Origin of the sequence: Micromonospora sp. NPDC048909 (assembly GCF_040649635.1) — a bacterium.
GTDB lineage: Bacteria > Actinomycetota > Actinomycetes > Mycobacteriales > Micromonosporaceae > Micromonospora.
This window is the reverse complement of sequence record NZ_JBEZFU010000001.1, coordinates 805,020-825,367: the sequence shown is the minus strand read 5'-3', so window position 1 is coordinate 825,367 and position 20,348 is coordinate 805,020. Positions and strand designations below refer to the sequence as shown.

Below are 20,348 nucleotides of genomic sequence, written 5' to 3'. Positions count from 1 at the left end.
GTAATCGCTGATCAAGGCGGTAACCTGGTGCCCCCGGCAGGATTCGAACCTGCGACACACGGTTTAGGAAACCGTTGCTCTATCCCCTGAGCTACGAGGGCGCGAGGGCCAAGTCTAGCGACCTGCGGGTTGACCCGGGGTGGCAGGGAGCGGCCTCCGCGGACCCCAGGTCCCACAGACCGACGCCGTTGGGGTGCACGCCCACCGCCCAACTCCGCCCCGACCACGTCGCGCAGCTCATCCCGCAGATGGGGTGCCATGCCGCACCCCAGCGCACAGTTCGGGAAGGGCACCCTGTCGGCCGGCCCGGCTCTGGCGGTCATCGACCGGGTCCGCGAAGCGCTGCACAGCCCGTCCGACGGTAAGGGCTGACATCGACGGGACGACCGGGCGGGTTGGCATGACGCGCGAGGTGGTGGCTTCCCGGTTCGGGACGCCATCACCTCGCGTCCGTGTAGACGATCGAACATCAAGCTGCGCGCTTCAGCTATGGAGAGTCTGCCGTCTCGGCATTTGAATGATCCGTATGACGACATCGCGAGAGCAGTGGACGGTCCTGGTTCTCGCCGCCGGCGGCTACCGGAGGCAGGACCGATGAGGCTCGCACAGCATGCGGCGCTGGTCGCCGCCACCATCACCACCGGGCTGATGGCCGGGTTGTTCGCGGCCTTCGCGTACGCGATCATGCCCGCGCTGAAGGGCGCCGACGACCGGACCTTCGTGGAGGCGATGCAGCGGATCAACGCGACGATCGTCAACGGCTGGTTCATGGTGAGCTTCCTGGGCGCGGTGGTGTTCGCCGCCCTGTCAGCCGTCCTGGCCTGGCGGGGAGAAGGACGACCGGCCCTGCCGTGGATCATCGGCGGGCTCGCCCTCTACCTGCTGACGGTGATCGTCACCATCGCCGTCAACGTCCCGCTCAACGACGCGCTCGCGGCGGCCGGCGAGCCCGGCCGCATCGCCGATCTCGCAGCCGTACGCGAGCGCTTCGAGGCCAGCTGGGTCACCTGGAACATCGTCCGCGCGCTCACGAACACGGCCGCGTTCGGCTGCCTCACCTGGGCGCTGATGGTCCGGGGCAATGCCGCCGGTTGAGGCGCCAGCCGCCGAGCCGACTGGCCCGCGTCAGCGGGCGTCGGCGAGCTGGCCGCGCAGCTTGACCAGGGCGCGGGCCAGTAGCCGGGAGACGTGCATCTGCGATACGCCGACCTGCGTGGCAATCTCGCTCTGGGTCAGGTTGCCGTAGAAGCGCAGGATGAGGATCTTCTGCTCGCGCTCGTCGAGGGTGGCCAGCGCCGGGCCGAGGGAGACGCGCAGCTCGGCGAGGCCGTACTCGGCGTCTTCGCCGCCGAGCATGTCGCCCAGCTCGGTGGCCCGCTCACCGTCACCGGTGGGGGCGGAGAGCGAGACCGCGTTGTAGGCCCGGGCGCCCTCCAGGCCCTCCAGCACCTCTTCCTCGGTGAGCTTGAGGTGGGCGGCGATGTCGGCGACCGTCGGCGAGCGGCCCAGGGTCTGCAGCAGCGAGCTGTTGGCGTCGGAGATCGCCAGGCGCAGCTCCTGGAGGCGACGGGGCACCCGGATGTCCCAGGTGCGGTCGCGGAAGTGCCGCTTGAGCTCGCCCACGATGGTGGGGATCGCGTAGCCGGCGAAGTCGACGCCGCGGGACGGGTCGAACTTGTCGATCGCCTTGATCAGACCGATCGCGGCGGTCTGCGCCAAATCGTCGCTGGGCTCGCCGCGACCGCTGTAGCGGCGGGCGAGGTGGTTGGCGAGCGGCAGCCAGGCCTCGATCGCCTTGTCGCGCATCGCGGCACGCGACGGGTGGTCGGCGGGCAGCGCGCCCATCGCGGTGAGCAGCTGGGTCGCGGGCGAGTCGGGTGAGGTGATGCTGTCGGTGCGGGTGCTCGCCGGGGCGGGTCGGTCCGTGGTGATGGTCATCGCTGGTTCCTCCACTGCTCCCGGCGGCGCTTCGCGGCTGCGGCACCGACCGTTGGACCAGACACTAGACTAACGGCCATCGGATAGCTAGCCGAAAGGCTGATATGGCGCAGGTCATCGCGACTATCCCGTCGTGAACGGCTTAGGGCCGAGCGGTGGAAGATCATCGGCCCGGGCGGGCGGACGGCGGTGCGGATTCCGCCATCGCCGCGATGAGCGCGGCGACGGGAACGGTGGCGAAACCGACCCGGGCGTCGCTGGCCCCGTACGGCAGCCACAGCTCACCGTCGTGCACGAGCCCACCACAGGAGTAGACGACGTTGGGCACGTACCCGTCCCGGTCGGCCTCGTCGGGCGACAGCAGAGCGCCGGGGAGCTCGGCGATGACCTGCTCCGGTCGGTGCAGGTCGAGCAGGAGCGCGCCGATGGCGTACCGACGCATCGGGCCGACACCATGGGTGAGCACGAGCCAGCCCGCGTCGGTCTCGATGGGGGATCCGCAGTTGCCGACCTGGATCAGCTCCCAACTGTCGCGCGGAGCGTGCAGCGGCACCGGGGGCCGCCACCGGCTCGCACCGTCCAGGCAGGTCAGACCGATGGTTTCGCCGTCTGCGCGGCAGAGAGCCAGGTGACGGCCGCCGACGGGGCGGGGAAAGAGCGCAACGCCCTTGTTGCGTACGCCCGGCCCGCGCATCGGAGTTATCTCGAAGCGCCGCAGGTCGGCGCTGGCCAGCCCGCGGGTGGCGATGTTCCGGCCGTCGTACGCCGTGTAGGTGGCCCGGTACACCGGTCCGGAATCGTCGGTGAACCGGACGAACCGCGCGTCCTCCATGCCGTTGCTCTCCGCCGGTGTTGCCGGCCAGAGCACCCGCTGATGCAGTGCGGTGTCGGCGGGGAAGCTCGTGGCGTAGCTGCCGGCGTTGGTACGGCGCAGTTGTTCGAGCGTGCGCAACCCGGTGCTGCGGGAGAGCAGATCCGGCGGCAGGTCGCCGAGCACCCGCTCGAAGGTGGCCTCGTCGTACCGTTCGGGCAGGGCGTCCAGCACGGTGGCGGTGACCTCGTTGTCGCAGTCGTCCTCGGCCAGACCGGCGGCGAGTAGGTCCCGTCGGTGCCGTACGCCGACCCGCTGCCCCACGACCAAGGGGCCGGACCGGTCGGCGACGGTGATCCTTCGCCCGGGTCCGAGGACTGCGGTGGCGAACCCGATGGACGACAGGTGACCCTCGCCGATCTGGCGCAGGCTGACCGCGACGCGCAACTGCCCGGCGCCGAGGGCGCTCTGGTCGGGATGGGCCACCGTCGACGGGTTGCACAGCGCCGCGGCCTCGACCGCGTACTCGTGGCTGAAGTAGGCGCCGACCAGCTGCCGGGTGGTGGGTGAAAGGTCCCGGGCTCGGGCGACCCGGTGACGGACGAGGTCGTAGTGGTGGTGGAAGGTGCGGTCCAGGTCCCGGTGCCGACCGCCGAAGCGGTCGATGGTGTCCCGCAGCAGCCGGGCGGCTTCCTCGTCGTCGAGGTGCGCCACGCGATCGATCAGTGCCCCGGCACGAGTGCGTACCAGGGCGGCGTCCTCACCGGGGACGAAGAGCTTGACGATGACCCGGCGTGGATCAGGGGTGAGGGTGAGCGCCTGCCGGAGGGCCGGTGGTCCGGTCACGACCACCGCGCCGCGTGCTGCAGAGTGGAGATCAGCGCGAGGGTGGATTCGGCGCCCTGGTTGAGGTTGGGTCCGTGCGCGGTCAGCCCGTCGTAGCCGCCACCGGTCTCCGGATCCCACATCGACGTGCCGACGTCGTTGTCGCCGAGGAACCACCCGACCGCCTGGTGTACCCCGGTGTCCCAGTCCCGGTCTCCGGTGACCGCGGCGGCCGTGGCGCAGGCGTCGGCGAAGGCGGCGACCTCGATCGGCTGTTGGTCGTGGCGCAGTCGCGCCGCGCCGCGCCGCCACCCACCGGCGGGTATCACCGACAGCCGTCCGTCGCGGAGTTGGACGTCCCGCAGCCAGGCCAGCATTCGCAGCCCGTCGTCGAGCGGCGGGCCACCGTGGCGCAGCTGGCTGGCGGTGATGACCACCTCGGCGAGTGCCGCGTTGGCGTAGGTCAGCTGCTGCCGGGGCCAGGGCCACCGCGGGTCCGATCCGGGTCCGCCAACCGTGCCGGCCGCGTCCGCCAGCAGCGCGGCCGCGGCGGCATGCCCTGGGTGGCGGCGCAGCACCTCGGCGGCGCCGAGCCCGGCGAACGCCATGGCGTGCGGTGCCCGGGAGCGCCGCGTGGCACCCCTGCTGAAGGCGACCAGCGCCTCCTCCCGGATCCAACCGGCGGGACTGCGGGCGGCGGCGGTGCCCAGCCCCCACAGCGCCCGACCCCACCAGTCACCGACCCCGGGCTCGTCGGTCCAGCGCCGGTCGTGACCGAGCCGGTTGTGGAAGGCGCCGCCGGCATCCTGCGCGTGGGTCAGGAAGGCGAGGTAGCGCTCCGCGAGTCGGAGCACCGCCTCGGTCGGCTCCGGCTCCCGGCTGGTGACGACCAGGCCGCGGGCGACGTCGTCGGTGCAGTAGCCGTGCTCGCGGCGGGCGATGGCGTGCCGGGCGTGTTCGAAGAGGCCGGTGTCGTCGCTCAACCGGGTCAGGTGCGTGAAGTTCGGTTTGGGAACGGCGAGCCCGCGAGCGCCGAACGGTGCGGCCGGGCGGCCGGTGGTCGCGGTCACGCCGACGCCACACTGACCGCCGGCGGGCGGGCGGCGATGAGCCGCTCGGCGAGAGTGCCGTAGCGGGCGGCCACCGTCGGCCACCGCAGCTGCTCGGCCAGCGGCCGGATCCGGCCGGCCAGCCGGACGGCCAGGCCTGGTTCGGTCAGGATCCGCCGGATCGCCGCGGCCAGCGCCGCCGGGTCCTGATGGGGTACGACCAGACCGGGGCCGCCGGTGAGCAGCTCGACGGCGTGTGGGAACGCCGTGGCCACGACGGGCACCCCGGCGGCCACCGCTTCGATGAGCACGCCGGAGGTGACCTGCTCCCGGGAGTCGTAGGGCAGCACGACCACGTCGGCGGAGCGGATCAACGCGCCGAGCTCATGCTCGTCGTGGTAGACGTTCTGGTAGTCCACGGCGTGCGCCACGCCCAGCTGGGCGCCGAGCTGGTGCAGACCCGCCCGGTACGCCTCGCCGTGTTGCTCGATCACCCTGGGGTGGGTCCGGCCCGCGACGGTGTAGGTGGGTGTCGGGTCGAGGTCCTGCAACCGCGCGAGGGCCCGCATCGACCACTCGATCCCCTTGCCGGGGCCGAGCAGACCCCAGGTCAACAGGTGCGGGCGGGTACGGCGGTCAGCGGGCACGCCGGTGTGCTCGGCGGCGCCGTGCGGGATGACCGTGACCTTGCCCGGGTTCACGGCGTAGCCGACGATCAGCCGGTCACGGGCCGTGTCGGTCATCGTGACGACCGCGCCGGCAGCGGCGACGATCTGCTCCAGCAGGGACTTCTGCCGGGCGGAGGGCTGCCGGAGCACGGTGTGCAGGACGACGATGCTGGGCACGGCGAGCCGGCGCAGCAACGGCAGGACGTCCTGGCCGTCGGCGCCGGGGTAGATGCCGTACTCGTGCTGGACGATGGCCACGTCGAAGGCGTTCAGCGCGGCGGCGGCATCCCGCCAGCCGGCCGGGGCGCGTGCCGACCAGGTGTGCACGACGCCGGGGCGGGGCCGCTGGTCGTCGCTTCCGTCGGTGACTCGCACGACGCCGCCGGGCGTACCGTCGGCGGTCAGGTGAGTGGCCAGTGCGGAGTTGAAAGTGGCCAGTCCGCACCGGGTCGGTGGGTGGGTGCTGAGGAAACCGTAGCTGAGCATGGGTGTCGTGCCCTCCGGTTGTCGGACGCCACCGGAAACGGGGGCGGCCTCACGCGATGCGGCGTACGCCGGCGAGCGTGTGTCACCGGCGGAACGGTTCGAGGCTGGGTCACCGCGGCTGCGGGCCCTCGTCAGGCATGCTTCCCCGGGCGGTCAGCGGGTCCCGCGTCGCGACCGACGGGTGAGTTGGTCGTAGACGGCGAGGTAGTCGCCGACCATCCGGTCCGCACCGAAGCGCTGCCGGGCCCGATCCCGGCAGCCGCTCCGGTCGAGACCGGTGACCCGAGTGACGGCGTCGACGGCCTGCTCGACGGTGTGCACGAGATATCCCGTCACCCCGTCGTCGATCACCTCCGGCATGGACCCGCGGGCGAAGGCGACGACCGGTGTGCCGCACGCCATCGACTCCACCACCGACAGCCCGAACGGCTCGTCGAAGGCGATCGGGTGCAGCAGGGCGGTGCTGGCGCCCAGGACCTCCGCGCGCCGTCGGGGGCCCACCGACCCGAGGAAGGTGACCTGGTCGCCGTCGATGTGCGGGGCCACCTGTTCGGCGAAGTACCGCTCGTCCTGGACGATGCCGCAGATGGTGAGCGGCCGGCCGGTGAGGCGGGCGATCTCGATGGCGGTGTGAGTGCCTTTGTCGGGGTGGATCCGGCCGAACGCGGCCAGCCCGGGGCCGGCATCGCCGGTGAACGGCAGCCCGGTGAGGTCGACGCCGTGGTGCACCGTGGCGACGTAGTCCAGCCCCGGGGCCCGGTCGGCGTCAGAGATCGACACGTAGGACGAGCGGGCCCGAGCGTAGGCGGGGAGGATCCCCGCGCCGGAGAAGCCGTGCACGGTGGTGAGCAGCGGCGCGGGGCAGTGTTCGGCGAAGGCCAGCGGCAACCAGTCGAGGTGGTTGTGCACCAGGTCGAAGTCCTCGGCGCGGGTCAACGCGTGGGAGACATGCATGGCCTCCCACACCCGGCCGTCCATGGCGGGGTCGTCGGCGTACCCCCGCGGGCAGACACCGTCGAGGGTGGCGGAGGTGGCGGAGTCCAGCGTCGCGAAGAGTGTCACGTCCACGCCGCGAGCGACCAGCCCTTCGGCGAGCAGGCCCGTCACCTGTTCCCAGGGGCCGTAGTGGTACGGGGGTGTCCGCCAGGCGACCGGTCCGAGCAGCGCCACTCTCACGGGGATGGCGCGTCGGCGAGGTCGGCCAGGTCGAGACGCAGGGTGGCGAGCAGCCCGGTGTGCTTGGCCGGGTCAACCTGCTCCGGCAGTTCCCGCTCGACCCAGTCGGCCCTGGCCTGCTGGCCCCGTTCGCGAAGGGCGGTGACGATCCTGTGCCTGGCGATCCTCATCGGGTGCTCCCTAGTGAAGCCGTCCGGAACGGTCACGCTCACGGACGGCGGTGTGGACGCGCCGGTCGGATCCCATCACTCGTCGTCGGGGCGAACCTGAACGTGCCGTGACCGGTGGATCCAGTGGCCGGAGCCTGGTCGGCGATCAGCCAGCACGACGGTCATGCTGTGGCGATGGGATGACGGTCGTTGAACGCCCCTGCGGGCTGGTGGCGGCGGCACCTGGCGGCCACCGCGGGTCCGGGCGACATGCCCACCGTACGCCGCACAGCGTGGATCTGCACCATCACCGCATGCAGTGGCCACCCGGAAACTGCCTGCACAGCGGTATCCGCAGCGGAGGCGTACGCTGGCATTGTCGCTCGGGACCCCTGGTGACTGACGCTCCGCTGCCGGCGGACGCACCGCACCGATCGGGGTCACCGCGTCACCCACCGCCGTACATCCATCGGCCAGGTCGCCGACTTCCCGTCGCGCCGACGGCCGGCACCTCCCCCGCGCCTGCACGCCGGGCCGCGACGGTCCGTCGCCGGCCCGCCTTCACCCCCGCCCGCGCTGGCCCACGCCGGCAGCCAGGTACGCCGGGCACCCATCGGAAGGCGGCGGTTCGTGATGACCGCACCCCGAAACAGGAACGTCCAACTCTCCACCGTCAACGGACACGACGGTCCCGCCGACGCTCGCCCGGCTCCCCTTCGGCCTGCGCTGAAGCGCTCGCGAATCGGGGATCTGTGGGTGGTCGCCGTGGTGTTCGCCGTCGTGCTCCTGCTGTTGCTGATCTTCGTGCTGCAGAACGGCCAGCGCGCCGAGGTGACGTTCCTCGGCGCCCACGTCGCCCTGCCGATCGGTGTGGCGCTGCTGCTGGCCGCTGTCGCCGGGGTCCTGCTCGTCGCCCTCCCCGGCACGGCCCGGATCGTCCAGCTGAGGATGCGCCACCGCCGTCCCGCGAAGCGGGCGGCGGGGCCCTACGAACCCGAACCGACCTCCCCGCCAACGACCGGGCTCCCCCCGGCCTCGCCGCTGTCCCACCAGGAAGGCTGAGCCGTGTCCGTCACCCGGCACCCCGACGCCATGATTCCCGCTTCGACGCCCATCGCACCTCGGCTCGTACTCGCCCCCACTCGGGGACGGACGGTGCTCGACGGCGGGTGGTGGCCGCGCTCCTGGGATCCGGCCGCCGAACTCCCCGGCCTGCTCGTCGCACTGACCGAACGCCATGGCCGGATCCGGAACGTCGTGCTCAACCTCCGCGCCTGGGACGACCGATTCCGCCGGTTGACCGTCGGGTCGGACGTGGTCCGGTTCGGCTGGTTCGACTCCCTCGACCCCGCCGTGCTGGTCGCCACCACCGACCGGGACACCCAGATCGACCTGCTCGTGGTACCGCCCAGCATCCCGCCGGCGGCAGCGGAGCGGGCGATGGCGATCGCCGCCGACCCGGCCAACCTCAGGCGCGCGCCCGACATCCTGGCCGCCGTCCGGGTGGTACCCGCCCGGGCGTCGACGGCCAGCACAGAGTCGTACGCGGAGTGGGACAACGAGGGCGGTGGCAACGGAGTCAAGGGCCGGGATTCTCGGGTCAGCCCCATGCGCGAGTAACCGGGACGGCCGGCAGGGGAAACGCCAAAGGGATCACCATGGCCATCTCTTGGATAAACCACACCTTCTCCGGCCGAATGCCCATTACTCCATTAATATTCGTCATGGCCATCCTGGGAGCACCAGACTCGCCCAGCTTTCCTTCGCAGGCCGCTCCTCGATGCCCTCAAGACCCTGGAGTCAGTAGACGGGCAACCGATGACGACCGACCAAGCAGTAGGACTGACGCGTGAGGGTGAGGGACCCCAGCGGGCAACCCTGCTGGAACTGTTCCTCGATCTGGTGTTCGTCGCCGCACTCGCCCTGACGTCACGAACCCTGGCCCGGAGTCTCGACTGGGTCGGGGTCTTCCAGGCCGTGGTGCTGCTGATGGCGATCTGGTGGGTCTGGTCCATCACCGCGTTGGCGACCGACTTCTACCACGCGCAGCGGCCTCCGATCTTCATCATGACGCTCTGGGTCATGATCGGGACCATCCTGATGGCCGGCTCGCTACCCGGAGCCTTCGCCGACCGTGCCCTGCTCTTCGCCAGCGCGTATGTGGCGATCCACGTGGGACGTGGCATCTTCCTCGCCTCCGCGCTGCACGGCCGCGTGGCGCAACTACATGCCAGCAGGTTCATCTTCTGGTTCGTGGTCTCCGCCGTACCGTGGCTCGCCGGCGGCATGGTGACGGGTCTGGCGCGGGGTCTGCTGTGGACCGCCGCGCTCGCCGTCGACTACGGGTCGGCCTGGCTCCGATACCCCACGCCGAAACTCGGTCGGATACCCGTGTCCCAGTACCGGGTGGCGGCCGACCATCTGGCGGAGCGTTACCAGCAGTTCTTCACTCTCGCCCTCGGCGATCTCGTCCTCGTCACCACCCTGACCTACGCCGACGCCGACGTGACGGCCGGCAGCACCGCGGCGCTCGTGGTCGCGTTCCTCGCCACCGTGCTGCTGTGGCAGATCTACGTCCACCGCGCCGGGGCCCTGCTGCAGGCGGCCATCGAGTCCTCCCGGGACCCGGGCGGATTCGTCCGGTCCGCCCCCTACACCCACCTGCTCATGGTGGCCGGCGTGGTCGCCGCCGCCGCCGGTTTCGAGATTGTCATCGTCCACCCCGCCGAGCACACCACGCCCTGGCTGGCCGGCATCATTCTCGGCGGACCAGCGCTGTTCCTGGTCGGACGAGCCCGGTTCGAATACGAGGTGTTCAGCCGGGTGTCGCCGTCCCGGCTGGTCGCGCTGCTCGTGCTGGTCGTCGCGGCGCCCGCTCTGATGCTGGCGCCCTCGCTGGTCGCCGGCATCACCGCCGCCCTCGTACTGGCGGGAGTCGCCGTCGCAGACGGCATCCGTGCCTACGGAAACCCACCCGAGCCACCGGCGCCCTCGATGTAGCTGGCGGACGGCGGGCGTCTGCTCAGGGTGGGCAATGGGCCGGCGAGGCCGGTTACCGCGGGCCGGGCACGCCCCGCATCCGGGTGGGGCTGGCGCTACCCACGAGGTGGATCCAGCCGGCTGGGTCGCAGGTCCAGCCCCGATTAGCGTCGATGCCATGACATCGGCGCAGCCTCCGCACCTGGCCGAGGCGCTACGCCGCCGCGGCTACCTGATCTCCAGTTGGCCGTGGCGGGCGTTGGCCTACCTGGTGACCACCGTCCCGATCGCCGGCCTGCTCTCCCTCGGGCTGCTCGTGGTCGGCCGCCGCGTGCTGGCGGTGCTCACCTACCTGCGCACCCAGCCGACTCCCCTCGACCCGTGACCGGCGCCGGCCGCCACGTCGGCGCGACCCGCAGCCCCGACCCGGTCGGCGAACCCGTCGGCCGGGCCGCCCCCGGCGAGTCCGTCAGCCGGTGGACCGGGCGCGGGCGAACCGGGCACGCAGCGCGTCGGTCACCGAGTGGCCGCCGGTCAGGCACCAGAGGGCGATGACCGGATCGCAGATCATGCAGCCGAACGACGACCCGGACGCGAACGGAAGGATCGGATCGCCGCTGAGGTGGTGGGCGAGGTCCCAGGCGGTGTGCAGCAGCCAGCCGATCCCGATGAACGTCCACGACTCCAACCCGCGGTACGCGACGTAGGTCAGCACCGCGGTGAACGCCAGCTCCCAGACCCCGAAGCCGCCGCCGCTGAGGTACGCCGCCCCGGCCCCGCCCACCATGACGGCGTTGACCCTGCGCCGCTGCGGCTCGGGGATCAGTGAGTTCAGGCAGACGTACAGGACACCGATGAGCAACGCGACGAGAACAGCCATGCGCCGAACCTAGGTGCGGCGCAGACCGGCTGGCAGTGGCTGGCTGGACCGTCATCGACGGGATCGCGCCACAATGTGCGGGTGCATCGTGTCGCGATCCTCGCCTACGACGGCGTCGTGCCCTTCGACCTCTCCGTACCGGTGGAGGTCTTCAGTCGCGCCCGGTTGGCCGACGGCCGCCCGGCGTACGAGGTGTCGGTCTGCGCGGCCGCCGACGAGGTGGTGTGCGGGCCGATCAGCATCCGGGCGCGGCACGGGTTGAGCGTGGCGACCGGGGCGGACACGGTTGTCGTCCCGGGGCTCGCCGATCTCGACCAACCGGTGCCGAGCGTCGTCATCGACACGCTTCGCGCCACGCACGGGCGACTGGTGTCGATCTGCACCGGGGCGTTCGTCCTGGCCGCCGCCGGGCTGCTCGACGGGCGGCGCGCCGCCACGCACTGGGCGGCCGCCACCGAGCTGGCCCACCGCCATCCCCAGGTGGCCGTCGATCCGGACGTGCTCTTCGTCGACGAGGGGTCGGTGCTGACCTCGGCCGGCGCCGCCGCGGGGCTCGACCTCTGTCTGCACATCGTGCGCCGCGACCACGGCGTCGCGGTGGCCGCCGCGACGGCGCGCAGCTGCGTCATGCCACTGGAACGGGCCGGCGGCCAGGCGCAGTTCATCAGCCACGAACCGCCCGCGCCGGACGGCACCTCGCTTCAGCCACTGCTCACCTGGTTGACCGACAATCTGAACGCCCCGCTGACGCTGGCCGAACTCGCCGCCCGAGCCTCGATGAGCACCCGGTCGCTCAGCCGGCACTTCCGTCAGCAGACCGGCGCGACCCCGATGCAGTGGCTCAGCCGGCAGCGTGTCCGCCGGGCCCAGCAACTCCTCGAAGAGACCGGCACGCCGGTCGAGCGGGTCGGCGAGTTGGTCGGGTTCGCCTCGGCGACCGCCTTCCGCGAGTGCTTCCGGCAGGTCGTCGGGGTCAGCCCGCGCACGTACCGCGGCGCGTACCGCAGCGGCTGACGTCGCAGACCGGAGAGCGACCGCTCGCGCCACTGTGGCGGGACACGGTCGCTCTCCGGTGCGTGCTGGGGCTCGACCCCTCAGCCGATCGGCAGCGTGTTCACCCAGTCCTGCCAGGCCTGCTCGGTCCGGGACGAATCCGCGTCGGCGGTGAAGACGTGGTGGCCGAGGACCAGGACGTTGCCCCGCTCGGTGCCCGAGTGCAGGAATCGGTAGAGCGCGTCGTCGGTGCGGACGCCGACGTAGGTCGGCAGCCCGGCGAGGTCGACGACCCCCTCGATCGGCGGCAGGCCGTCGATCGTGAGCCGAGCCTTGGCGCCCTCGGTGATCGGGCCGGCGATGCCGAAGGCGTCGGCCACCGCCGCCCACACCTGCTCCGGACGGCCGGCCTCGGGCCGGAACGCGGTGACCGGGACGCCGGTCCGGCCGGGGAAGTGTTCGAGGTAGGCGGCCAGGCTGCCCAAATACATGTTCCAGCCGGTCTGCATCGCCTCGTACTCGGTCTCCCAGTTGTCGCCGAGCACGCCGCTCTGGACCAGGCGCAGCACGGTGCCGCCCTGCTCACGGCCCTCGATGAGGTATTCGATGGCCATGAAGCTGCCGTCCGGCCCGGGCTCGGTGCGGTTCGCGAACCGCTTTCCCGGCTCCCAGGCGGTGACCGTCGCCTCGTCGACGTGGCCGGCCATGGTGAGGCTGGTCCGCCCACCCTCGCGTGGCTCCACCTGACTGCGACCCATGAACCAGGAGTCGATGCCCGGCCCGGTGGCGATCGCCTCCCACACCTGCTCGGGGGTGGCGGCCAGCTCGATGTCCTTCTGGAGCTCGAAGTGGTGTCCCATGATCCAAAGCCTTTCGTCAGGATTCGTTGGCGGATGCGGTGCTGGGGTCGACGGTGGGGTGCAGGGCGAGCACCACCCGGTGCTCACGACCGCCGGGGGCGGTCTCGTCGTGGTACTTGCCGACCAGCGCGGTGACCGCGGTGGCCAGCTCCTCGGCGAACGCGGCCCGGTCGCTCGCCGAGGCGAACCGGACGGTGCCGTCGAGGGCGAAGGTCGCCACCCGCTTCTTCGCCCGGTCGGCGCCGGTGATCAGCGTGCCGACGTCCTGCACGAGGCGGGCGGCGATCGCGAGCAGCCACCGCGCGGAGAGCCGGTCCGGCGCCGGCGTGGGGTTGGGGCGCACGGCGGCCAGGGCCGCGGGCGAGATCACGTAGGACGCCGCGGTGGCGCGCATGACCCGCTCGGTGACGTTGCCCTTGCGACGCTCCTCGACCAGCTCGATCAGGCCGTGCTGCTCGAGCGCCCGGAGGTGGTAGTTGACCTTCTGGCGCGGCAGGCCGACGCGGGCGGCGAGCATCGTCGCCGAGGCCGGCTCGGCGAGCTCGGCCAGCAGCCGGGCCCGCATCGGGTCCAGCGACGCCTCGGCCGCCGCCGGGTCCTCGATCACTGCGATGTCGAACATGGCTTGACTCTCCCACCGACAGATTCTTTTGTCAAGACAAAATGAGTTGTCGGTGAGTCCTGAGATCCCGCCCCTCCAGAACGCCGTGGTCGTGCTCAGATCGGCTGGGATAGGATGCGTGCGGAAGGCGCAGATGGGGACGAGTACCGCCGCACGCAGCCAGAAGCGACCCGGAGATGGTGGAAGCCCGGGGGTGTGCGTGGCGAGAAGATCACCCCGGAGCCGTCGGAAGAAAGGCCGCCAGGCCGAGTAGACCCGACCACACCTGAACGAGAGGGCCGTTACCGGCCAAGGAGGGTGGTACCGCGGGGCCCACGGCCTCGTCCCTCCGGCGGAGCTTCACCACACGCGCCGACGGAGGAACGATGTACCGCAGCGTACCGACCCAGGTCGATCTGCCCGAGCTCGATCACGAGGTCCTGCACTTCTGGCACGCCAACAGCATCTTCGCGCGCAGCCTCGAGCAGTCCGAGGGCCGCCCGCAGTGGGTCTTCTACGAGGGACCGCCGACCGCCAACGGCATGCCCGGCGCCCACCACATCGAGGCCCGGGTCTTCAAGGACGTCTTCCCGCGCTACAAGACCATGAAGGGGTTCCACGTCGCCCGCAAGGCCGGCTGGGACTGCCACGGTCTCCCCGTGGAGTTGGCCGTCGAGCGCGAGCTCGGCTTCTCCGGCAAGCAGGACATCGAGAAGTTCGGCATCGCGGAGTTCAACGCGCGCTGCCGCGAATCGGTCACCCGGCACACCGACGCGTTCGCCGAACTCACCGAGCGCATGGGCTACTGGGTGGACATGGACGACGCCTACCGGACCATGGACCCGGAGTACATCGAGTCCGTCTGGTGGTCGTTGAAGCAGATCTTCGACAAGGGCCTGCTGGTCGAGGACTTCCGGGTCGCGCCGTGGTGCCCGCGCGACGAGACCGGCCTCTCCGACCACGAGGTCGCCCAGGGCTACGAGACGGTCGTCGACCCGTCGGTCTTCGTCCGCTTCCCACTCACCTCCGGCCCGCTGGCCGACCGGGCCGCACTGCTGGTCTGGACCACCACCCCGTGGACCCTGCCGTCGAACGTCGCCGTCGCGGTGCACCCCGACGTGCGGTACGTGGTGGCCACCGACGGCAACGAGCAGCTCGTGGTTGCCGAGCCGTTGCTGGCGTACTCGCTCGGCGACGGGTGGGAGCTGACCGGCGAGTCGTTCACGGGCAAGGAACTCGAGCGGTGGACCTACCGGGCGCCCTTCGACCTGGTCGAGGTTCCCGACGCGCACATCGTGATCCTCGCGTCGTACGTGACCACGGACAGCGGCACCGGGCTGGTCCACCAGGCGCCCGCCTTCGGCGCGGACGACCTGGCCAACAGCCGGGCGTACGGCCTGCCGATGGTGAACCCGGTGCAGTCCAACGGCCGGTTCTCCCCGGAGGTGCCGCTGGTCGGCGGGCTCTTCTTCAAGGAGGCCGACCGGCCGCTGATCGAGGACCTGCAGGCGCGGGGACTGCTCTTCCGCAACCAGCCGTACGAGCACAGCTACCCGCACTGCTGGCGCTGCCACACCGCGCTGATCTACTACGCCCAGCCGTCCTGGTACGTGCGGACCACCGCCGTCCGGGAGGCGCTGCTGCGCGAGAACGAGCGCACCACCTGGCACCCCGCCACGGTCAAGTACGGCCGCTACGGCGACTGGCTCAACAACAACGTCGACTGGGCGCTCTCCCGCCGGCGCTACTGGGGCACCCCCCTGCCCATCTGGCGGTGCGCGAACGAGCACCTGACCTGCGTCGGCTCGCTGGCGGAGCTGGGTGAGCTGACCGGGTCCGACCTGAGCAACCTCGACCCGCACCGGCCGTTCATCGACGACGTCGCCTTCGCCTGCCACTGCGGCGAGACCGCCCGCCGGGTGCCCGACGTCATCGACGCCTGGTACGACTCGGGCTCCATGCCGTTCGCGCAGTTCGGCTACCCGCACCGCAACGCCGAGCTCTTCACCGAGCGCTACCCGGCCCAGTTCATCTCCGAGGCCATCGACCAGACGCGTGGCTGGTTCTACACGCTGATGGCCATCGGCACGCTGGTCTTCGACAAGTCGTCGTACGAGAACGTGGTCTGCCTCGGCCACATCCTGGCCGAGGACGGCCGCAAGATGTCCAAGCACCTGGGCAACATCCTGGAACCGATCCCGCTGATGGACCAGCACGGCGCGGACGCGGTGCGCTGGTTCATGGCCGCCGTCGGCTCGCCCTGGTCGGCGCGACGGGTCGGGCACACCGCGCTCCAGGAGGTGGTCCGCAAGATCCTGCTGACCTACTGGAACACGGCCGCCTTCCAGTCCCTCTACGGCCGTACCGCCAACTGGACCCCGTCGCCCGCCGACCCGGCGCCGGCGGACCGGCCCGTGCTGGACCGGTGGGTGCTCTCCGAGCTGAACACGCTGGTGCAGCAGGTCGACGCCGCGATGGCCGCGTTCGACACGCACCAGGCGGGACGGCTGCTCGCCACGTTCATCGACGACCTGTCGAACTGGTACGTCCGGCGCAGCCGGCGGCGCTTCTGGCGGGGCGACCGCGCGGCGCTCGCCACCCTGCACGAGGCACTGACCACCGTCACCCTGCTGCTGGCGCCACTCACCCCGTTCGTCACCGAGCGGGTCTGGCAGGACATGGTCGTACCGGTCGCCCCGACGCTGCCGGAGTCGGTGCACCTGGCCGCGTACCCGGAGGTCGACGAGTCGCTGATCGACCCGGCCCTGTCCCGGCAGATGGCGCTCGCCCGCCGGCTGGTCGAGCTGGGCCGGGCCGCCCGGGCCGACTCCGGGATGAAGGTCCGCCAGCCGCTGTCCCGGGCGTTGGCCTCCGCCAACGGGTTCGAGGAGCTGTCGCCGGAGCTGCTGGCCGAGATCGCCGCCGAGCTGAACGTCGGCTCGGTCGAGCCGGTGGGCGGCGCGGGCGGTTCGCTGGTGGACACCACCGCCAAGGCCAACTTCCGTACCCTCGGCAAGCGCTTCGGCAAGGGGGTGCAGCAGGTGGCCAAGGCGATCACGGCCGCCGACGCCGCCGCGCTGCGGGACTCGCTGCGCGACACCGGCTCGGCCACGGTCCTCGTCGACGACGAGTCCGTGACCCTCGGCCCGGACGAGGTGGTCGTGGTGGAGACGCCGCGGGAGGGCTGGGCGGTGGCCAGCGACGCGGGCGCGACCCTGGCCCTGGACCTGCACCTGACCCCGGAGCTGCGCCGGGCCGGGGTGGCCCGGGACGCGATCCGACAGATCCAGGAGGCGCGCAAGAGCAGCGGCCTGGAGGTGACCGACCGGATCGAGCTGCGGTACCGGACCGACCGGGAGGAGACCGCGCTCGCCCTCACCGAGCACCGCGACCTGGTGGCCGAAGAGGTGCTGGCGACCGACTGCGCCGAGGGCGAGGCGTCCTGGCCGGACGCCCAGCCGTTCACCGACGAGTCGCTCGGCCTGACCTTCTGGCTCCGGAAGGCCTGACTCCGTTGCCGCCCCGGGCCACCACGGTCCGGGGCGGCGAACCGGTCAGACCGCCGCCCGGACCCGCGCCGCAACCGCCCGCGCCGACCGCTGATGGGCGGCGGCCTCGTCATGCCGTCCGAGCGCGGCGGCGAGGTCGGCCAGGTACCGGGCCACCGGGCCGAGGCTGAGCACCCCGCTGCCCGCCCCGGCCAGCTCGCCGGCCGCGGGCAGCAGCTCGGCGTACGCGTACGACATGGCGTTCCGGTCATCGGCGGCGAGCGCGGCGCGGGCGACGAGGCAGGCGCGGGCCTCGCGGAGCAGGTCGTGCGGTGACTCCGGAAGAGCGCGCAGCGCGGCGACGGTCTCGTCGCGGTGGCCGGCGGCGGCCAGGGCCAACGGGCGGACCCACGGCGCGTGCGGCCCCCAGTCCAGTTCGTCGGAGACCTCCGGCGGGGCCGTCGGCGGCGTGTCGGCGAGCCGCAGCGACAGCAGGGCGAACGGCAGCAGGCCCTGCTCCATGCCGGGCATCCCGCCGGCCGGCATGCGCGCGTGCGCCCGCCGGTAGGCGATATCCGCCTCGGCCGATCGCCCGGCGAGGGCGAGACGCAGGGCCGCGTACCACGCGGTGAAGACGCCCACCAGCGGCAGGTCGTGTCGCTCGGCGAGCTGGTCGGCGGCGACCGCGTGGGCGTCGGCGGTGCCGAGGTCGGCGAGCGCCCCGTACGCCTGCATCAACACGAGATGCCCGAGCACCTCGAAGGTCACCAGCTCGTGCCCGGCGGCCAGGTCGACCAGCTCCGCCCCGAGCCGGGCCCGCTCGGCCGCGAGTCCGCTGCGCGAGAAGCTGTGCATGAACCGGGCGTTGAGAGCGAACGCCAGCAGGGCCGGGTCACCCAGCCGCCGGGCCAGCGCCTCCGCCTCGACCGCCGCCCGGCGCCCCCGGTCGGTACGGGCGCCGCGCAACTCCAGCGCCGTCGTGCTCAACATGCGGCTGCGTAGCTCCACGCCGTCCTCGCCGACCGCGGTCAGGGCGTGCTCGGCCGCCCGGACGATGCGGCCGGAGAGCGCCTCGTCGTCGTTGCGGGGCCAGATCGCCGGCACGTCGAAGGCGGTGAGCACGGTCGCGAGGAGCGCCGGGTCGTCGAGCCGCTCGGCCGCGTCGATCCCCTCCGCCCGGTAGCGGCGGGTGCGGTCCAGGTGCCCTGTGACGGCGAGCGCCCGGCCGAGCCCCATCACCGCCGTCAACCTGCTCCGGACGTCACCGCCGCCGGCCCGGTCGTGGGCGTCGACCGCCTGCTGCCAGAGCCGGGCTGCCTGGTGGGGGTGGGCCCGCCGTTCGGCCTGCTCGGCGGCGAGCTCGGCATAGCGGGCCGCGCGCGCAGCGGTGGTCCTGCCCGCCTGCCCGAAATGGTGGGCGAGGGCGACGACGTCGTCGGGGTGCAGCCGTTCGATCGCCACACCGGCCGCCCGATGCCAATGGGCCCGGCGCAGCGCGGACAGGTCGCCGTAGAGAGTGTCGCGGACCAGGATGTGGGTGAACCGCAGCCCGCCGTCGGCCTGCTCGCTGAGGAATCCGGCCCGCAACGCGTCGTCCAGCGCGTCGAGCGTCGCGGTGTCGCCGCTTGCCAGTGCGGCGAGTACCTCCGGGTCGACGTCCCGGCCGAGCACCGCGGCCTGCCGCAGCCCCTCCTGCGCCACCGGAGACAGCCGGGCGAGCCGGTGCCGGATGACGTCGCGCACCCCGGCGGGCACCCGCTCCAACGCCGCGTCGCCCTCGGCGGCGAGCAGCCGGGCCAACTCCCGGACGAAGAACGGGTTGCCTCCGCTGCGGCGGTGGACGAGCCGCACCGCGGACGGGTCCAGGTCCCGCCCGACCAGGGCCCGGACCAGGTCGCCCGTCGCCGCCTCGGCGATTCCGCCGAGGTAGATCCGGAGCGGTTCGAGCCGGGCGATCCGGGCCAGCGCGCCGGTCAGCTCCGGGGTGATCTCGGTGGCCCGGTAGGTCCCGACCAGCAGCACCGGGCCGGTCACCGGTGCCGGCTCGGTGAAGAGCGCGGTCAACAGGTCCAGGGTGCCCTGGTCCGCCCGGTGCAGATCATCGAGGACCACCAGCACCGGCGCCCGTCCGGCCACCGCGGAGAGCTGCGCCGCGGCGGCGCCGTGCAGCCGGAACCGGCCCACCGCCGGGTCGGCCTCGGCCCGGTCCGCCGGCTCCCCGGCCGCCGGCGGGGCGATCCCCGTCGATGCGGCCAGCTCGTCGGCGACCTGCCGCCACGGCCAGGCAACCGGGGCGCCGTCGTACTCCGGGCTGCGGCCCCACACCGTCGTCCAGCCGGCCGCTGCCAGCCGGCCGGTCAGCGCCTCGGCGAGCGCCGACTTGCCGGCCCCCGCGTCCCCGGAGAGCAGGACGAGCGTCGGGCTGCCCAGCTCGACCGCCCGGTCGGCCGAAGCCCGCAGGCTGCGCAGCTCCGCGTCCCGGCCGACGAATGCCCGCGCCGGGCCGCCGGGTGTCGGGGCGGCGGGCGCGGCGGGCGCCCCGGTCACCGGCGCCGGGGCGGCCGGGCCGGCGAGGTGCGGGGCCTGGGCGAGGATGTCGGCCTCCAGGTCCCGCAGCCGGGGCCCGGGGTCGACGCCCAGCTCCGCTACCAGCGTCTCCCGGGCCCGGCGCAGCGCGGCCAGCGCGTCGCCCTGCCGGTCGCTCCGATAGAGGGCGAGCGCCAGCAGCCGCCAGGCGTCCTCCCTCAGCGGTTGATCGGCGGCCAGCGCCCGCAGCTCGGCGGTCGCCTCGGCGGGCCGGCCCAGCGCCAACAGCGCCTCGGCCCGCCGCTGCACGGCCAGCATCCGCAACTCGTCCAGCCGGTCGATCTCCCCGCGGGCCCAGCTCTGGCCGGCGTACTCGGCAAAGGCGGGGCCGCGCCAGAGGGCGAGCGCGGCGTCGAGACGGGCCAGCGCCAGCTCCGCCGCCCCGGCCGTCAGCAGCTCGCCCGACTCGCCGACCGCCGCTTCGAACCGCCAGGCGTCCACGGCGTCCCGCGCCGGTTGCAACGCGTACCCGGGCGGCTCGGTGATCAGCAGCCGGGACGGCTGGCGGGGTGGCCGTTCCGGTTCCAGGGCCCTGCGCAGATCGGCGACGAAGGTGCGGATGGCCGCCACCGCCGCGTCCGGCGGCTCGTCCCACAGGGCGTCGACGAGCCGGTCGACCGGCACCACCCGACCCCGGGCGGCCAGCAGCCGGGCCAGCACCGCACGCTGGCGCGCACCCCGCAGCGGCACCGGGCCACCGCCGGCGACGGCCCGCACCGGGCCGAGCACGCCGAAGGTCACCGCCACCTGCCCGGTCATCTCCCCAATCTAGGCAACCGCCGGCCGCAGCCGGCGGGCCCGTCCGGCACTCATCCGGTGCTGATCCGCTGCTCATCACCGCCGAGCAGGCTCGACGGCG

General features: G+C 72.6%; 17 protein-coding genes and 1 tRNA gene. 7 read left to right on the top strand and 11 right to left on the bottom strand.

Annotated features, from left to right (window positions below; translation table 11 throughout):
• Positions 1-25: 25 nt before the first annotated feature.
• Positions 26-101: transfer RNA gene (locus AB0C04_RS03945), tRNA-Arg, on the bottom strand.
• Between the two features lie 493 nt (positions 102-594).
• Between AB0C04_RS03945 and AB0C04_RS03940 the strand changes: the two genes are divergently transcribed.
• Positions 595-1,095, top strand: coding sequence for an anthrone oxygenase family protein (locus AB0C04_RS03940; protein WP_357047854.1), 501 nt, complete (start codon positions 595-597; stop codon positions 1,093-1,095).
• A 30-nt stretch (positions 1,096-1,125) separates the two neighbouring features.
• Here AB0C04_RS03940 and AB0C04_RS03935 read toward each other — a convergent pair whose 3' ends face one another.
• The 6 genes from AB0C04_RS03935 to AB0C04_RS03910 form a co-directional block, all read right to left on the bottom strand.
• Positions 1,126-1,845, bottom strand: a complete 720-nt coding sequence (locus AB0C04_RS03935) for a SigB/SigF/SigG family RNA polymerase sigma factor (protein WP_357049105.1) — start codon at positions 1,843-1,845, stop codon at positions 1,126-1,128.
• 256 nt (positions 1,846-2,101) lie between these two features.
• Positions 2,102-3,595: a glycoside hydrolase family 130 protein gene (locus tag AB0C04_RS03930; RefSeq protein WP_357047850.1), complete on the bottom strand. Its 1,494-nt coding sequence runs from the start codon at positions 3,593-3,595 to the stop codon at positions 2,102-2,104.
• The gene (locus AB0C04_RS03925; RefSeq protein ID WP_357047847.1) at positions 3,592-4,644 is read right to left on the bottom strand and encodes a glycosyltransferase; all 1,053 of its coding nucleotides are present in this window, start codon (positions 4,642-4,644) and stop codon (positions 3,592-3,594) included. The genes AB0C04_RS03930 and AB0C04_RS03925 overlap by 4 nt, the downstream gene beginning before the upstream one ends.
• The gene (locus AB0C04_RS03920) at positions 4,641-5,777 is read right to left on the bottom strand and encodes a glycosyltransferase (RefSeq protein WP_350867696.1); all 1,137 of its coding nucleotides are present in this window, start codon (positions 5,775-5,777) and stop codon (positions 4,641-4,643) included. Before AB0C04_RS03920 ends, AB0C04_RS03925 begins: the two co-directional genes overlap by 4 nt.
• Positions 5,778-5,930: 153 nt before the next feature.
• On the bottom strand, positions 5,931-6,947 hold the full coding sequence (locus tag AB0C04_RS03915; RefSeq protein WP_357047843.1) for a glycosyltransferase family 4 protein: 1,017 nt from the start codon (positions 6,945-6,947) through the stop codon (positions 5,931-5,933).
• A gap of 2 nt (positions 6,948-6,949) precedes the next feature.
• Entirely contained in the window at positions 6,950-7,123 is a 174-nt protein-coding gene (locus AB0C04_RS03910; protein ID WP_357047840.1) for a hypothetical protein, read from the bottom strand.
• 735 nt (positions 7,124-7,858) lie between these two features.
• On the opposite strand from AB0C04_RS03910, the gene AB0C04_RS03905 reads away from it, so the two are divergent.
• From AB0C04_RS03905 to AB0C04_RS03890, 4 genes are all read left to right on the top strand, one after another.
• A complete protein-coding gene (locus AB0C04_RS03905; RefSeq protein WP_357047837.1) occupies positions 7,859-8,164 on the top strand; it encodes a LapA family protein in 306 nt (101 codons plus the stop codon).
• Between the two features lie 3 nt (positions 8,165-8,167).
• Entirely contained in the window at positions 8,168-8,722 is a 555-nt protein-coding gene (locus tag AB0C04_RS03900; RefSeq protein WP_357047834.1) for a DUF5994 family protein, read from the top strand.
• A gap of 198 nt (positions 8,723-8,920) precedes the next feature.
• Positions 8,921-10,102 carry a low temperature requirement protein A gene (locus tag AB0C04_RS03895; RefSeq protein WP_357047831.1) on the top strand — a complete coding sequence of 394 codons (1,182 nt, stop codon included), beginning with the start codon at positions 8,921-8,923 and terminating at the stop codon, positions 10,100-10,102.
• 157 nt (positions 10,103-10,259) lie between these two features.
• The gene (locus AB0C04_RS03890) at positions 10,260-10,466 is read left to right on the top strand and encodes a hypothetical protein (protein ID WP_357047828.1); all 207 of its coding nucleotides are present in this window, start codon (positions 10,260-10,262) and stop codon (positions 10,464-10,466) included.
• A gap of 84 nt (positions 10,467-10,550) precedes the next feature.
• On the opposite strand, the gene AB0C04_RS03885 is transcribed toward AB0C04_RS03890, so the two are convergent.
• Positions 10,551-10,961 carry a DUF6010 family protein gene (locus AB0C04_RS03885; protein ID WP_357047825.1) on the bottom strand — a complete coding sequence of 137 codons (411 nt, stop codon included), beginning with the start codon at positions 10,959-10,961 and terminating at the stop codon, positions 10,551-10,553.
• Positions 10,962-11,042: 81 nt separating this feature from the next.
• On the opposite strand from AB0C04_RS03885, the gene AB0C04_RS03880 reads away from it, so the two are divergent.
• Positions 11,043-11,975, top strand: coding sequence for a helix-turn-helix domain-containing protein (locus AB0C04_RS03880; RefSeq protein ID WP_357047822.1), 933 nt, complete (start codon positions 11,043-11,045; stop codon positions 11,973-11,975).
• Positions 11,976-12,055: 80 nt separating this feature from the next.
• Here AB0C04_RS03880 and AB0C04_RS03875 read toward each other — a convergent pair whose 3' ends face one another.
• Both AB0C04_RS03875 and AB0C04_RS03870 read right to left on the bottom strand, forming a co-directional pair.
• On the bottom strand, positions 12,056-12,814 hold the full coding sequence (locus tag AB0C04_RS03875) for an SRPBCC domain-containing protein (protein ID WP_357047819.1): 759 nt from the start codon (positions 12,812-12,814) through the stop codon (positions 12,056-12,058).
• A 16-nt stretch (positions 12,815-12,830) separates the two neighbouring features.
• The gene (locus AB0C04_RS03870; RefSeq protein ID WP_357047816.1) at positions 12,831-13,436 is read right to left on the bottom strand and encodes a helix-turn-helix domain-containing protein; all 606 of its coding nucleotides are present in this window, start codon (positions 13,434-13,436) and stop codon (positions 12,831-12,833) included.
• Between the two features lie 365 nt (positions 13,437-13,801).
• Between AB0C04_RS03870 and ileS the strand changes: the two genes are divergently transcribed.
• Complete coding sequence (ileS, locus tag AB0C04_RS03865; protein ID WP_357047813.1) at positions 13,802-16,924, top strand: isoleucine--tRNA ligase; 3,123 nt, start codon at positions 13,802-13,804, stop codon at positions 16,922-16,924.
• 45 nt (positions 16,925-16,969) lie between these two features.
• Here ileS and AB0C04_RS03860 read toward each other — a convergent pair whose 3' ends face one another.
• The gene (locus AB0C04_RS03860) at positions 16,970-20,248 is read right to left on the bottom strand and encodes a BTAD domain-containing putative transcriptional regulator (RefSeq protein ID WP_357047810.1); all 3,279 of its coding nucleotides are present in this window, start codon (positions 20,246-20,248) and stop codon (positions 16,970-16,972) included.
• Between the last annotated feature and the right edge of the window lie 100 nt (positions 20,249-20,348).

Coding starts and splice junctions, on each gene's coding strand:
- AB0C04_RS03940 (WP_357047854.1), top strand. CDS start 595: ATGAGGCTCGCACAGCATGCGGCGCTGGTCGCCGCCACCATCACCACC.
- AB0C04_RS03935 (WP_357049105.1), bottom strand. CDS start 1,845: ATGGGCGCGCTGCCCGCCGACCACCCGTCGCGTGCCGCGATGCGCGAC.
- AB0C04_RS03920 (WP_350867696.1), bottom strand. CDS start 5,777: ATGCTCAGCTACGGTTTCCTCAGCACCCACCCACCGACCCGGTGCGGA.
- AB0C04_RS03910 (WP_357047840.1), bottom strand. CDS start 7,123: ATGAGGATCGCCAGGCACAGGATCGTCACCGCCCTTCGCGAACGGGGC.
- AB0C04_RS03895 (WP_357047831.1), top strand. CDS start 8,921: ATGACGACCGACCAAGCAGTAGGACTGACGCGTGAGGGTGAGGGACCC.
- AB0C04_RS03890 (WP_357047828.1), top strand. CDS start 10,260: ATGACATCGGCGCAGCCTCCGCACCTGGCCGAGGCGCTACGCCGCCGC.
- AB0C04_RS03885 (WP_357047825.1), bottom strand. CDS start 10,961: ATGGCTGTTCTCGTCGCGTTGCTCATCGGTGTCCTGTACGTCTGCCTG.
- AB0C04_RS03875 (WP_357047819.1), bottom strand. CDS start 12,814: ATGGGACACCACTTCGAGCTCCAGAAGGACATCGAGCTGGCCGCCACC.
- AB0C04_RS03870 (WP_357047816.1), bottom strand. CDS start 13,436: ATGTTCGACATCGCAGTGATCGAGGACCCGGCGGCGGCCGAGGCGTCG.
- ileS (WP_357047813.1), top strand. CDS start 13,802: ATGTACCGCAGCGTACCGACCCAGGTCGATCTGCCCGAGCTCGATCAC.
- AB0C04_RS03860 (WP_357047810.1), bottom strand. CDS start 20,248: ATGACCGGGCAGGTGGCGGTGACCTTCGGCGTGCTCGGCCCGGTGCGG.